Here is a 13923-nt window from a genome sequence, read left to right on the forward strand (position 1 = left end):
AACGCCGCCCCCGGTCCCGGCTGCCGGCCAACGCCAACAAGGCCAGGGATCGTCCATGACCACCGTTTTTTCGGCTGCGGGAAAACGCTCCCGTTCCAGACTCGGGCTTCGCACCCGGGTCTATCTGCTTTTGGGCGGGCTGCTGCTCGTCAACATGGCCGGCCCTATTATCATGGTCTGGTATGCGGCCATGGCCCGCGATCTCTACACCACCACGGCCGACAAGGATCTGGCCGCCCTGACGGCCGCCCATGAGTTGGAAAACGCCCTGCTCAACCAGAAGGGCTATGCCACGTATTATTATCTCAGCCATGACCCAGGCTGGCTGGTCAAGCTCGACGAGAGCCGGCGCTCTTTTTCCTTGTGGCTGGAGCGCATCCGCAATGATCTGGGCGCGCCCGAAGCGGCCAGTCTGGTCGATGAGATTGCCTCGGCCTACAAACGGTACGCCGTGGCCAAGGACAATGTCATTGCCCTGTACCAGCAGGGGCGGGTGGAGACGGCCAAGGGCCAGCATTGGAGCGTGCGCGACGATTTCGACGGGCTGCGCGAGCAGTGCGAGCGGTTCAAGGCCTTCTACCGCGACCGCATGCGCCATACGAGCCAGGTGTACCTGGAGCGCACGGACATGGTTATGGCTGTGGCCGTCATTGGCGTGGTCATAAACGCCACCCTGGGTTTTTTTCTGGCCTCGGTCCTGGTCGGGCAGATTCTCGATCCCATCCGCCGGCTGGCCCTGGGCGGCCAGGGCAAGGTCGCGCCTGTCGGATTGTCTGATGAGGTCAAGGCCATCGGCCAGAAATTCCGCGACCTGGAAAAGGACGTGGATCAGGCCCATCTGGACCTGGAACAGAGCCGCGACCATCTCATGCAGTCGGAAAAGCTGGCCATGGCCGGCAAGTTGGCCGCCGGCGTGGCCCACACCATCCGAAACCCCCTGACGTCGGTCAAACTCCGCCTGTTCTCCCTGGAACGCGGTCTCAAGCTCGATCCGTCGCAGCAGGAGGACTTTGAGGTCATTGCCGAGGAGATCGGGCATATCGACACCATTGTGCGCAACTTCCTGGAATTCGCCCGGCCGCCCAAACTGACCGCCCAGCCGGTCAGCCTGTCGGCGGTGGTGGATACGACGCTCACCTTGCTCAAACACCGGCTGGAGTCCTACAATGTGGCCGTTACGGTGGAGCGCGGCCGGCCCCTGCCCGAGATCAACGCCGACCCGGACCAGCTCAAGGAAGCCCTGGTCAATCTGGTGCTCAACGCCTGCGAAGCCATGATCGAAGGCGGCGAGATCGTCATCCGCGAGGAGACAGGCGTGCTCGAACCGTACGGCAGCATTCTGGCCGTGCGCGTCACCGACTCCGGGCCGGGAATCGCCTTGCCGCTCCTGGAGCGCATTTTTCAGCCGTTTTTTACCACCAAGGGCGAAGGCTCGGGCCTGGGGCTGGCTATCGTCAAACGCATTGTCGATGAGCACGGCGGCTGGATCACGGCCCAGTCCCCGGAAGGGCGGGGAGCCTCGTTTACCATGGTGTTTCCATACGAAGGGGAGCGGGGATGGCACAGATCCTAATCGTTGACGACGACCACCAGCTGCGCCAGAGCTTCGAGCGGTTGCTGGCTGCCGAGGGCCACGCCGTGCGCACCGCCTCTTCGGGCGAAGCCGGCATAGCCGCCGTGCGCGAGGCCTTGCCCGACGCCGTGGTCATGGATGTGCGGATGCCCGGCATTTCAGGCCTTGAGGCCTACGCCGCCATGCGCGAGATTGAACCGCGCCTGCCTGTCATCATCATGACAGCCTACGGCACCACGGAAATTGCCATCGAGGCCACCAAAATGGGGGCCTACGACTATATATTGAAACCCTTCGACATCCCCGAGATTTTAAAACTCATCGATAAGGCCGTGACCGCCGGCCGGTCCATGCGAAGCCGCGTCGTGGTCGGCGTCGAGGGCGAGGCCGCGGCCTCAGCCGACGCCATCATCGGCCGTAGTCCCTCCATGCAGGAACTCTACAAGGCCATCGGCCGGGCCGCCCCCACCGACGCCACCGTGCTCGTGCGCGGCGAATCCGGCACCGGCAAGGAACTGGTGGCCCGGGCCGTCTACCAGCACTCCATCCGGGCCGATAAACCCTACCTGGTCATCAACTGCGTGGCCATTCCGGAGACGCTGCTCGAATCCGAGCTCTTTGGCTATGAGAAAGGGGCCTTTACCGGGGCCACCGGCCGCAAGGTGGGCAAAATCGAGCAGGCCAACCGGGGCACGGTGTTTCTCGATGAAATCGGCGACATGCCCATGGCCATCCAGGCCAAGCTCCTGCGGCTGCTCCAGGAGCAAAACGTCGAACGTCTGGGCGGGCGGCAGGTCATCCCGGTTGACGTGCGCATCATCGCCGCCACCAACCGCGATCTGGAAGAGGCCGTGCGCCAGGGGCAGTTCCGCGAAGACCTCTATTATCGTCTGAAAGTCGTGACCATGACCCTGCCGCCGCTGCGCGAGCGGCCCGGCGACATCCCGCTTCTGGTGCGCTATTTCCTGTCCCGCCATTCCCTGGAGATGGGGCAGGCCGATCCCGGGGTCAGCGACGAGGCCATGGCTATGCTGACCGCTTACAACTGGCCGGGCAATGTCCGGGAGTTGGGCAATACGCTGAAAAAAGCCCTGATTTTCAGCCGGGGAGGGGCGCTATCGCCCGACGAAGTGGCCAAGGCCCTGGGCGAACCGCTCCGGGTAAACGGCCCGGCCGGGGCAGACGGGGCCGACCCGATCGAAGCGTTTATCCGCCACGAACTGGCCTCCGGGCGCGAAGGGCTCTTTGAAGAACTCATGGATTGCTTCGGCCATCTGGTCATCCGCCAGGCCCTGGAGGCCACCGGCGGCAACCGCTCCCAGGCCGCCCGACTGCTTGGCCTGTCACGGCCGACGCTTATTGCCAAGATCGAGAAATACGGCCTGCGCATCGAATCCCACATCCGCCAGATCGACCGCTGATCCTCCGGCCGTTTTACAGCCTGTAAAGAAAGCTGACAGGCCCCTTGGGCCCGACGGTCGGCTCTTTTTTTCTGCCTTTTATTAAATGCTGCAAATCCAGTCTGTTGCACAGTCCCTTCAAACGAGCGGTTTTGGCACGGGAGTTGCCTTTCCCTCTGCAAAACCTCGACATGGAGCGTATGGTGAACCGTCCAAGGCCGACACTGTGCATCGCGGAGCGAAATGCCAATATCCGGGAACTGTTGCGCCGGGAATTCGGACGCGAGGGCTACGGCGTGCTGACCGCCGGCTCTGGCGCCGAAGTCCTGATGCGACTGGCTTTGCCGGCATCGGTGGACGTGCTTGTCCTGGATGCCGAGATTGCCGACCCGGATGGCGGTTCGCTCACCCCGCTCCTGCGACGCCTGTACCCGGATCTGCCCGTGATACTGCATGTCTACGCCGGTATCGACGCTGGCGACGACGGCCTCGTCCGGGTGGAGAAGGGCGGCGATTGGGAGCGGCTCAAAGCGGCTGTGCGCACGGTGTTGGTTGTCGGCAACGACGCGCCATGAGCGGGGGTGTGAAGGCAAAGGTTTTGATGCGGCGTCACGCATCGCGGGGTGGGTCGCGCGGCGGGTCGCGCGGGCAAGTTTTTTAAAACGGAGGGAGCAGCAATGGGGTTCGGTAGGCAAGTCTTCGAGTTCCTCAAGTCGGCGTCAATTGCGCACGCCAAGTGGGATATGGAAGTGTCCACGTCCATCATCCAGAATCGCAAAAAACTTCTTATCCTCTTCATCTTGGCGCTGCCCATCCTGGCCGTAACCTGCGTCGAAGCCAACGACTTTATCGGCAGCAAGACGGCTTACGGCCCGGCGTTTTATTCCACCAATATTTTCCTGGTCTCCATCGCCGTCGGCCTGGCCGCCGGCCTGATCACCGGCTGCATCGGCGCAGGCGGCGGCTTCATCATCACCCCGGCCCTGATGGCTGCCGGCGTCAAAGGCATCCTGGCCGTCGGCACCGACCTCTTCCACATCTTCGCCAAGGCCATCATGGGCACGGCCGTGCACAAAAAGCTCGGCAACGTCTCGGGCAAACTGGCCATCGCCTTCCTGGTCGGGTCCGGCGGCGGCACCTTTATCGGCGGCGCCATCAACAAGGGCCTGTACAACAAGGACCCGCTGCTGTCGGAATTCTTCATCAGCTCCATCTACGCCGTGTTGCTCGGGTTCCTCGGCTTTTACGCCCTGTTTGACTTTATCAAGGCCTCCCGCCAGGACTCCGGCAGCGACTCGCAGGGCGGCAGCCACGGCGGGCCTTCCGGCATGACCGGCATGGCTATGAAGCTGCAGAACCTCAACATCGCCCCCATGATCACCTTCGACGAGGACTTTGTCCCCGGCGGCAAGCGCATCTCGGGCTGGATTGTGGCCTGCGGCGGCGTCATCGTCGGTATCCTGGCCGCGCTCATGGGCGTTGGCGGCGGCTTCATCACCTTCCCCATGTTTGTTTACGTCTTCGGCGTGTCCTCCATGACCACCGTCGGCACCGACATCCTGCAGATCATCTTCACCGCCGGTCTTGGCGCCATCGCCCAGTACGCCATTTACGGCTACGTGTTCTATACCCTGGCCATGGGCATGCTGCTCGGTTCGCTCCTGGGCATCCAGGTCGGCGCGCTGACCACCAAGGTCGTCAAGGGCATCCACATCCGCGGTTTCTATGCCATGTCCATCATCGCCGGTTTCATCAACCGGGTCTCGACCCTGCCGAAAAAGTTCGTTGAACTCGAATACCTCAATATGTCCAAGGATATGGTCAACGCTATTGAATACGTTGGCAACATCGTCTTCTGGATCGTGGTGGCCCTGTTCGGCGTCTGGGTCATAAGCAAGTTCATCATGAATATCGGCGCCCTGCGCCAGGAGGGATAGAGGCATGATTATCAGAGACAAAAAACTGTTCGCCAAAGGCGCTCTGCTCATGCTGAGCTTCACCGCCGTGTTCATTCTGATCTTCTCCCCAGTCTTTCCCGGCGGCGTCAATGGCCTGCATTTTTCCGATGACCTGTTTAACAAGTTATCCAAAGGCTCGTCCTACTTCATTCCCGAAGTGGTCAAATCGGTGAAGCCCTATGATGGCAAGCAGGTCGCCGTCGACGTGAAGATGAAAAGCCCTGAGGACGTCAAGACCGCCGTATTGCTGCTGGACAAGGTCGGGGCCAAGGGTGAGGCCAAGGGCGACGTCGTCACCGTGACGGCCGACCTCGGCCTCATGCTCGGCAAGGTCACGGCCGATGCCGATCTTCTCTACAAAGATGATTTCGACAAGCTCAATGCGGCGTACGGCATGGACGGCAAGGTCGCCATGAAGGGCTGGTGGACGCTGTTGAACGCCATGATCAAGCCGCTGCAGAAGAACAAATTGATCGAAGAAGCCAGCGTGGTGAACACGGTCAACCAGAAGGCTATCGAGCCGGCCTACAACTTTGCCGGCATCCCGGCCGAAAGCATCGGAACCAAGATCCCCACCGTTGCGGCCCTGCTCGTCTTCTATGTCATTTATACCATGTGGTATGGCTATGCCATCTTCGACATGTTCGCCGGCATGGGCCTGTCCATGAGCAAGTCCAAGATCAAGAAGGAAGCCTAAACCGCTTCAGAAAACAGGAAACCCCGGGCCACTGCGGTGGTTCGGGGTTTTTTTGCTTTCAAGAACGTCGGATTGTCCAAGCCCTGGGCCTGGGCGGAACAGGCAGGCAGCCTGCGGGAACCCACCTGGTCGAAACAAGGCTGGATCAGAGGGAGGCTGGCAGCCTCTGACCCGGGCGAGGTGGAGAAACTAGTCGATCAGCCCAAGCGATTTGAGGAGATGCAACAGCATATGCTTGTCGATGGGTTTGGGCACATATGACGTGGCCCCGCCCTTGTAATACGCTTCCACCACGTTTTTGGGGTCATCCAGGGCCGTGGTCATGATGACTTTGGCCTCGGCCGCCGGGGTGATGCCCCGGCCTTTTTCCAGGGCACGGATCTGTTTCAGCGCGGTTTGGCCGTCCATCTCCGGCATCATGATGTCCATGCAGACCAGATCGTAGTGATTGTCGTCGTCCAAGGACTGTGTGAACGCCTCAACAGCCTCAAGTCCGTTGACCGCTATGTCGACTTCGCCATAAGGAGCTAAAATTTTTTGTAAAATCTTTCGACTCGTGAAGTCGTCCTCGACAACCAAAACACGCATGTGAGCCTCCCTGGCGCGGGTTGCGCGTCTCCGGGCTGCTTCACGGGCAGCTGATATGGAAACGTACGCGACTGTGAACCTAGGGTGAATCGGGAAAAAAGGCAATCGAACAGGCCCCCTGTTTCCTTGCCTGACACTTTAATCCCGGGTAAGTCAGACGCGATGCGCTGTCTGCGCCCTGGAGCACTCGATGGGTTTGTGGAATACCTTGACTTTTTTCGCTGCGACCGTTGTGGAGCCGAGTTGGCACAAGACCTGGCCGTTTGGGCCGGGGCTGGAAGAAGGTTTTTTTTCCGTGGTCCTCAAAGGGCTGTTCATTGCCTCGATTCTCGGCGGCATGGCTTGGCTTTTGCGCTGGCTGTTCGGACCGGGCGGTCCCTTGCGGGAAAAGGAGTTCGACGAGCCGGATCCTGAAGCGCCGACCGCTCCCGACCAGAAACCGATTGCCCATGACGCGGACAACGACCCGCATGTCTGAGACCTGTGTTTCGGTCGAAACCTGGTTCGCGGCTTTTTTTGCCGGCCATGGCGTGCCGACGGCTACGGATGCCGTCCGCATGGAGCTCAAACGCTTCCACTGCGAACGGGTCAGGGACGAAGCCCTGGCCCTGGCCGGGAATCTGGGACTGTCCCAACGGCACAGGACCCTGGCCGCCGTCGCCGGACTGTGCCATGATGTCGGCCGGTTCCCGCAATACCAGCGCTACCGGACTTTCAGCGACCGTCAAAGCGTCAACCACGCCATCCTCGGCGTTCAAACCCTCAACCGCCATGGCGCGCTGGCCGGGCTGCCCCGCCGCGACCGCACCCTGGTGCGTACCGCCATTGTCGCCCACAACCGCCACTCCCTGCCGCCGGCCCTGGCTTCGGGCGGCGACCAGGAGGCGCTCACCCTGGCGCGCATCATCCGCGACGCCGACAAACTCGACATCGTGCGGGTCATGCTCGACCACTTCAATACTCCGGGGGAAAAGGATCCAGTGGTCTTTCTCGGCCAACCCGACCTCCCCGGCCAGTACAATCCGGTCATGCTTGAGACCGTCACCGCCGGACGCCTGGGCAGTTATGCCGATATGACCTCGCTCAACGATTTCGCCTTGCTGCTGTTGAGCTGGATTAACGACATGGCCTTTCCCTGGACCCGGCAGCAGTTTTTTGCGCGCGGCCATGTCCAGGCGCTGTTTGCCCAATTGCCCGAACAGCCGCAGCTTGCTATCTTCAAGAAACGCTATTTTGAGTACTACGCGCCCACATCCTTCTGACGGGCAAGCAAGGGGCGTCCAGCATGGATTTTTCGCCGATTTTGTTCGACACAGTCATCATCGTTTCCAAAAACGAGGACAACGCCCGCCGTGACCGGCGTTCCCTGGCGTCGTTTCGTCCGCAACGGGTGGAAACATTTGCCTCGGGTGAAAAAGCCCTGGCCTTTCTTCTGGCCAATCGCGTGGACATGGTGCTCCTCGACAGCCAGCTCGACGATATGGACGCCACCCAGTTCCTGCGGCTCACCCGCCGGGACATGCGGCTCAAAGACGTACCCGTGGTCATGGTCACAGCCCATACCAGCCGCGAGAAAGTCCTCGATGCCATTGCCCAGGGCTGCGCCGGCTACATCCTGCGCCCCTATTCCGAAGATACCTTTGCCAAGCATGTCCTGCGCGGCTGTCAGGTCGAACGGGTCACCGAAATCGAACAACAGCAAATTGCCGACGCCCGGGATATGATCGCTGCCGGCAATTTTGACGATGCCATCGAGGCCTTTGAAGAAATCATCTCCGAACAGAACATGGCCCAGAAATACTATGATATGGGCTGCCGCTGTCTGGTGCGGCAAAAATACGGCCAAGCCATCATTGCCTTTAAAAAAGCCATCAAACTCAATGATCTTTTTGCCGAGGCCTACAAGGGACTGGCTGATGCCTACAAGGGCAAGGGCGAAATAGACGAGTTCAAGCGCTACCTGCAAAAAGCCGCCGAGGTACACGCCCAGTTCAACCGGCTGGAAGAAACCAAGGAACTCTTTATTGAGATTCTCAAATACGACGCCCTGACCCCCAATCCCTTCAATTCGCTCGGCGTCAAACTCCGCAAAAGCGGTGATCTGGCCGGAGCGCTACACGCCTATACCCAGGCCCTGACGCTGACGCCAACCGACGAGAATATCCATTTCAATATGTCCAAGGCATTTTATTTTATGGGAAATATCGAATCGGCCAAGACCAGCGTGGAACAAGCCCTGGAATGCAACCCTTCCTTTGAAGAAGGCCGAAAACTCTACCGCAAGCTCTACAACCGCGAATACCCGCGCCCGGCCACGACCGGCGCAGCACGACCACCCGTGGATTCCGTGCGCGACGACTGACCCTGCCGGGGCGCTGCCCCGGACCCTGCAAGGGCTCTGCCCTTGACCCGCCGGGGAGGTCACCCCCCCGGACCCCCGGATAGGGGAAGCGGGTGTGCGGATGTCGTTGAGGATGGTGGTGGCGCGTGAGAAGAAATAGGGGGCGGCCCCTGGGTTTGTTTCCCGGGCGAACCGGTTGTTGGAATTGGGGCCGCCGTGCTCGCCGCGCTTCGCGGGGAGTGTCGGCGGCCCTAATTCCAACCAACCACGCGGCATGGCCGCCAAACGCTCCCACGCCTAACAGTCTTCCGGCACTCCCGCGTCCGCAGCACCCCCTTCCAGGGACCACGCCATGCGTATCCGTTCGGGGGTCCGGGGGGATGATCCCTCCGGCCGCCGGAGGCATTCTTTACGCTTCTCGCACGCCACTCCCACGTCGCTACGGGCTGACCAAAATGACGACTCTTCGATTCTTCGCCTGATTTTCCGGAAGACTGCGTCCGGCCGGGTCGGTATTGGGGGCGATGGGCTGGGTATCGGCCAGGCCTTCGACGCGCATGTGTTCGCGAGGCACGCCGTTGTCGATGAGGAAGCGGGCCACGCGACTGGCCCGGGCCGAGGAGAGTTCCCAGTTGGAGGGGTAGAGCCAGGATTCCATGGGCAGATTGTCGGTATGGCCTTCGACGGTGACCTTGTAGGGGGTGCCGGCCAGAGTGGCGGCGATGTCGCGCAACAGCGGAATCCCGCCGGCCTTGATGTCGGCGCTGGCCAGATCGAAGAAGGCTGCGCCGCGCAGGTTGAGTTCCACGCCATTGTCCCGGGGTTTGACTTCCACGGCGCCGGCGGTGATGTCGAGTTTGCTGGAGAGTTCCTTGCGGATGTCGTCCAGGCTTTTGCGGGTCGGGCCGGTGCGTTCGGCCGCGGCTTTGTCGGCCGGTGTTTCGGGTTTGGGCTGGTCTGCGGCGGAGTCGGTTGTTTTGGGCGGCTCGGGCTGGGCCGGTTTGGCGGCCGGGAGATCGAGCGGCGGGGTGGGTTCGCTGGTCAGGGTGGTGTGGCTGATCTTGGAGCGCACCATGGGTTTTTCGGGCGGGGCCGGGGTGGTGCGGGCGACGGCCGTAGGAGACTCTCCGGGCGTCTTACGGGGGGCGGGTTTGTTTTGGACCATGGCCTGCTGCATGGAGTCGGCCACGCGCTCGTAGCGGTTGAGGTCTACATTGGAGACGGCCACGATGAGCAGGAAAAAGCAAAGCAGAAGCGTCATCATGTCGGCCAGGGAGATGGGCCAGAGGTCTTCCTCTTCCTGACGGCGTTTGCGCAGATCCGACAATTTGAGCACGGCGGTGTGGTCCTCTGGTTTCTGGCGGCAATCCGGCCTGCGGGGGCGGGCTGCGTCCTGTTGCCGGGCCGGGGGAGGCTCCGGCGGCTTTAGGCCTCGTTTTCGTTCGGGGCTTCCTGGCGGTCGATGGAGGCCCAGCGGCGCGGCGGCAGGTAGGCTTTGAGCTTGTCCAGGACGATGGCGGCCGGGGTCTTGTCCTTGATAAAAAGCGTGCCGTCCCGGATGACGCACATGAGAATGACGCGCTCCTCGATGCGCTTTTCGACCTTGATGGCAATGGGCAGGAAGATGAGGTTGGACAGCAAGATGCCATAGAGGGTGGTGGTCAGGGCCACGGCCATATGCGCGCCGAGATTGCCAAGGCCGACGCTCATGGACTGCATCATGCCGATGAGGCCGATCAGCGTGCCGATAATGCCGTAGGCCGGGGCGAGCTTGGCCATGGTTCGGTAGATGCCGGCCGAAGAGAGTTCCTGCTGGTAGGTCTGCTCGATCCGGGTTTCCAGGATTTCCTTGATTTCTTCGCGAGAGTAGCCGTCCACCAGCATCTGGATGGCGTTTTGCAGGAATTCGTTTTCGATGCCGGGCAGGGCGGTTTCCAGATGGATTTTGCCCCGGGCGCTGGCTTCGCGGGCAATGGCTACGATTTCCTCGATATAATGGTCTGTGGGGAGTTCCTCCCGCTTGAGCGCCAGGAGGAAGGTGCTAAACACCCGCATGACTTCCTTAAGCGGGAAACAGATAAACGTGGAGGCCAGCGTCCCGCCAAGGACGATGGCCAATCCGGGGAAATTGACAAACACGCCGGCGCTGTCGGTGGAGTGGTAGGTGGCAAGGCCGAGGATGGCGATGCCAAAGACGATGCCGATGACGGTGGCGATATTCACGAGGCGAGTCCCTTGATGGTTTTGACGCGCTCCAGCAGTTCCTGTTCCACAGCGGCAGCCTCGTCATCGTCGAGGTTGGCCAGGGCGGCGGCTTCTTCGCGGACGACCCCGGCGATTTTCTTGGAGAGATTTTTGTAGATTTTATCGCGGGCGGCGTCCCCGGCCATGGCAGCCAGCACGGCCACTTTGTGAAATCCCAAGACGGAGAAGACTTCCTGGAGCGTGGCATTGTCCACGGCGGTGATGTCGTCAATGCGTTCGAGATCGGCGGCGGTCAGCCGTGGCCGGCGGGCCTGCCGGAAAAATTCCTGTCCCATGGCGTCGATGTAGTCGCGGCTGGCGGATTTATGGAAGAAGAAGAGCTTTTCCGGAATTTCGCCGTAGCCGATTTTCTTGATGATGATGTCGGGAGACGAGCCGGCTTCCCGGGCAAAGTCGCCAAGGTCGCAAAATTCCAGGTCCACGCCGAAGTCCTGGCGATCCCGGGCATCGCGGGACACGTTCTTGGCCACGGCCAGAAAGGTGTCCGGATCGGGCAGGCGCACCGAGCGTTCCTTGACAAACGACGGGCCGGGCTTGGTCGTGCCGAGGATGTTTTTGCGGGGGAAATTGCCCTTGACGTCGGTTATGGCCACGAGATGGAGCTTTTTGAGCCGCTCGAAGATGGCGTCGATCTCGATTTGGCTCAGAAGCACAATGTCCTTGATGGTCCGGGACAGTTCCGCATAGTCGAGCTGGGGTTTTTCGCTTCTGGAGGCGACCTGCCAGGCGAGGTGGGTGACGCGGCACACGGCCAGAAACGGATCGCCCGAGGGCCGGTCGGTGATTTGCCCCGAAAGCGCCCGGACGCGATCGGCCAGGTAGCCGGTCAGGAGCTGGACCGGACGCGGGCTTTTGAGCAGCATGGTCTGGAGCAGACGCTTATCGCAGGCCAGGGCCTCGGTGTATTCCAGGGCTTCGGCGTTGCTCCCCCGGGGATCGGCGGTAATGACGCCCATTTCCCCGACCATCTCGCCCGGTCCGCGCTCGCCCAGGCGGACCCGCTTATTATTCAAGATGCGGTAGATGGACACCCGGCCCTTTTTGATGATGTAGGCCACATCGCTGATCTGGCCTTCCCGAAAGATGGTGGTCCCCTTGGGGAAGGTCCGGACAGCGGAATCGGTGTCGTCGTCAGAGCGGTCGATATCCTGGGCCATGCACATCCTCGTGGTGGCGTTATTTCGCCGGTTGCGACCCACACTACGGCCAAGACCGGCTGAGTTCAAGGACTGCGGGCCGGACCGGACAATGTTTGGGCTGGCAGGTGTGTTTTACAAGAAATGGCAAAGGCGGTATATGGCTGCATCTTTTTCGACGCGAGGTGGATTGTGGGTATTTCCGGCGCATGCCGCGACCTGACCATCCTGTCCGTGACGCCGGCCGGACCGGTGGGCGGGCAGTATGGCTGCTATTATCTGGAGTTCGACAACCCGGGACTGGCCCCGGCCGTGGCCGGCCAGTTCGTCATGGTGCGCCCGGCCTGTTTCGGTTCGGACCCGGTCTGGCCGCGGCCGTTTTCCATCTGCCGGCTGACCCCGGATCGGTTGACGCTGTTTGTCCAGGCCTGCGGCCGGGGCACGGATGTCCTGTGCCGGCTTGTTCCCGGCGACAGGGTAACGGTCTGGGGACCGCTCGGCCAGGGATTTTGTCTTGAGCCGGACACCCCCACCGTCATGCTGGCCGGGGGCGTGGGCATAGCGCCCTTTGTGGAATACGCCGCCACCCATCCCGCGCAGCACAATCTGGCCCTGGTCTTCGGCCATCGCCAGCCCCTGTCCTGTTATCCCTTTTCCGAACTGTCCCAGGTCGTGGCTCGGGCCGAAGCCTTCGAAGAGAAAACGCCGGACGACCTGCCAAACTTCATTGAACTTCTGGAAAAGACCGTGGCCGAGTATGCCGGCGGGCTGATTGTGGCCTGCGGTCCCCGGCCGTTTCTGCTGACGGTTGCCCGTCTGGCCCGCCGTTTCGGGGCCAGGGCCCAGGTGTCGTTGGAAAACCGCATGGCCTGCGGCGTGGGCGGCTGCCTTGGCTGCGTGGAGAAAAACGCCCTGGGGCAGTATGTCCAGACCTGCACCGAGGGGCCGGTGTTCTGGGTCGAGGAACTTTCCCTTTCGGAGGACGCATGAGCGCCGACACCAGTGTGCGTCTGCCGGGGATGCATGCCAAAAACCCGGTCATGACCGCCTCCGGGACCTTTGGCTACGGTATGGAATTTGCGCCCTACGGTGACCTGCGCGGCCTTGGCGGCATCGTGGTCAAGGGCCTGTCGCTTAGGCCCCGCACCGGCAATCCCATGCCGCGCATCGCCGAGACCCCCTGCGGCATGCTAAACGCCATCGGCCTGCAAAACTGCGGGGTGGAAGTCTTTTTGCACGACAAGCTGCCGCGCCTGCCTTTTGCCGAGACGCCCATCGTGGCCAATCTCTACGCCTGCGACGCCGAGGAATTTGCCGAGCTGGCCGGGGTGCTCTCGGCTGCCGAGGGCGTGGCCGCCCTTGAGGTCAATATTTCCTGCCCCAACGTCAAGGCCGGCGGCATCGCCTTTGGCCAGGACCCGGCCATGGCCGGCAAACTCACCGAGGCCGTGAAAAAACGGGCCGGCGACAAGCCCGTCTGGGTCAAGCTTTCGCCCAACGTCACGGACATTGTGGGCGTGGCCCGGGCGGCGGTCCTTGGCGGAGCCGACGTGCTCACCTGCATCAATACGCTGACCGGCATGAGTGTGGACATCCGCAGCCGAAAGCCACGGCTGGCCAACGTCATCGGCGGTCTGTCCGGCCCGGCCATAAAACCTGTGGCCTTGCGCTGCGTCTGGCAGGTCTGCCAGGCGGTGTCGGCCCCGGTCATCGGCGTCGGCGGCATCAGCTCGGCCGAGGACGTACTGGAATTTATCCTGGTCGGCGCCCATGCCGTGCAGATCGGCACAGCCAATTTCATGCGCCCGGACATGGCCTTTCGCATTGCCGAGCGGCTGCCGGCGCTCATGGACGAGTTGGGGATCAAGAATCTGGACGACTATCGGGGGACGTTGGCCGCCGGTTAGATCGGCCGTCCGCCTGGGGAGTCGCTTTTTGGGGGCGGCAGGGCAGTTGCAGCCCTGC

General features: G+C 61.8%; 14 protein-coding genes. 10 read left to right on the forward strand and 4 right to left on the reverse strand.

Annotated features, from left to right (window positions below; all coding sequences use genetic code 11):
* The first annotated feature begins 55 nt into the window (after positions 1-55).
* The 5 genes from NY78_RS05605 (at position 56) to NY78_RS05625 (ending at position 5628) form a co-directional block, all read left to right on the forward strand.
* On the forward strand, positions 56-1573 hold the full coding sequence (locus NY78_RS05605; RefSeq protein WP_043632816.1) for a sensor histidine kinase: 1518 nt from the start codon (positions 56-58) through the stop codon (positions 1571-1573).
* The gene (locus NY78_RS05610; protein WP_043632819.1) at positions 1558-2994 is read left to right on the forward strand and encodes a sigma-54-dependent transcriptional regulator; all 1437 of its coding nucleotides are present in this window, start codon (positions 1558-1560) and stop codon (positions 2992-2994) included. Before NY78_RS05605 ends, NY78_RS05610 begins: the two co-directional genes overlap by 16 nt.
* A 179-nt stretch (positions 2995-3173) precedes the next feature.
* Positions 3174-3548, forward strand: a complete 375-nt coding sequence (locus tag NY78_RS05615) for a response regulator (RefSeq protein WP_047960046.1) — start codon at positions 3174-3176, stop codon at positions 3546-3548.
* A gap of 102 nt (positions 3549-3650) precedes the next feature.
* Positions 3651-4910 carry a sulfite exporter TauE/SafE family protein gene (locus tag NY78_RS05620; RefSeq protein WP_043632820.1) on the forward strand — a complete coding sequence of 420 codons (1260 nt, stop codon included), beginning with the start codon at positions 3651-3653 and terminating at the stop codon, positions 4908-4910.
* 4 nt (positions 4911-4914) lie between these two features.
* Positions 4915-5628 carry a hypothetical protein gene (locus NY78_RS05625; protein WP_043632823.1) on the forward strand — a complete coding sequence of 238 codons (714 nt, stop codon included), beginning with the start codon at positions 4915-4917 and terminating at the stop codon, positions 5626-5628.
* A gap of 189 nt (positions 5629-5817) precedes the next feature.
* Here the strand turns inward: NY78_RS05625 and NY78_RS05630 are convergent, their stop codons facing one another.
* The gene (locus NY78_RS05630; protein ID WP_043632825.1) at positions 5818-6216 is read right to left on the reverse strand and encodes a response regulator; all 399 of its coding nucleotides are present in this window, start codon (positions 6214-6216) and stop codon (positions 5818-5820) included.
* Between the two features lie 190 nt (positions 6217-6406).
* Here NY78_RS05630 and NY78_RS05635 point away from each other — a divergent pair, with 190 nt between their 5' ends.
* The 3 genes from NY78_RS05635 to NY78_RS05645 are packed head-to-tail and all read left to right on the forward strand — an operon-like array spanning position 6407 to position 8578.
* Positions 6407-6694, forward strand: a complete 288-nt coding sequence (locus NY78_RS05635; RefSeq protein ID WP_043632828.1) for a hypothetical protein — start codon at positions 6407-6409, stop codon at positions 6692-6694.
* Positions 6687-7478, forward strand: coding sequence for an HD domain-containing protein (locus NY78_RS05640; protein WP_053062142.1), 792 nt, complete (start codon positions 6687-6689; stop codon positions 7476-7478). The genes NY78_RS05635 and NY78_RS05640 overlap by 8 nt, the downstream gene beginning before the upstream one ends.
* Positions 7479-7501: 23 nt before the next feature.
* Entirely contained in the window at positions 7502-8578 is a 1077-nt protein-coding gene (locus NY78_RS05645; protein ID WP_043632831.1) for a tetratricopeptide repeat protein, read from the forward strand.
* A gap of 418 nt (positions 8579-8996) precedes the next feature.
* Here the strand turns inward: NY78_RS05645 and NY78_RS05650 are convergent, their stop codons facing one another.
* The 3 genes from NY78_RS05650 to NY78_RS05660 all read right to left on the reverse strand — a co-directional run bounded on the left by NY78_RS05650 (position 8997) and on the right by NY78_RS05660 (position 11979).
* Positions 8997-9893: an OmpA family protein gene (locus NY78_RS05650; RefSeq protein WP_043632834.1), complete on the reverse strand. Its 897-nt coding sequence runs from the start codon at positions 9891-9893 to the stop codon at positions 8997-8999.
* 89 nt (positions 9894-9982) lie between these two features.
* Positions 9983-10780 (reverse strand): motility protein A, encoded by a 798-nt coding sequence (locus NY78_RS05655; RefSeq protein ID WP_043632837.1) that lies wholly within the window; start codon positions 10778-10780, stop codon positions 9983-9985.
* Positions 10777-11979 (reverse strand): cyclic nucleotide-binding domain-containing protein, encoded by a 1203-nt coding sequence (locus tag NY78_RS05660; RefSeq protein WP_043632839.1) that lies wholly within the window; start codon positions 11977-11979, stop codon positions 10777-10779. Before NY78_RS05660 ends, NY78_RS05655 begins: the two co-directional genes overlap by 4 nt.
* Before the next feature lie 171 nt (positions 11980-12150).
* On the opposite strand from NY78_RS05660, the gene NY78_RS05665 reads away from it, so the two are divergent.
* Both NY78_RS05665 and NY78_RS05670 read left to right on the forward strand, forming a co-directional pair.
* A complete protein-coding gene (locus NY78_RS05665; protein ID WP_043632945.1) occupies positions 12151-12948 on the forward strand; it encodes an iron-sulfur cluster-binding protein in 798 nt (265 codons plus the stop codon).
* The gene (locus tag NY78_RS05670; RefSeq protein ID WP_043632842.1) at positions 12945-13865 is read left to right on the forward strand and encodes a dihydroorotate dehydrogenase; all 921 of its coding nucleotides are present in this window, start codon (positions 12945-12947) and stop codon (positions 13863-13865) included. The genes NY78_RS05665 and NY78_RS05670 overlap by 4 nt, the downstream gene beginning before the upstream one ends.
* The last annotated feature ends 58 nt before the right edge of the window (positions 13866-13923 follow it).

Source organism: Desulfovibrio sp. TomC (genome assembly GCF_000801335.2).
Lineage (GTDB): Bacteria > Desulfobacterota > Desulfovibrionia > Desulfovibrionales > Desulfovibrionaceae > Solidesulfovibrio.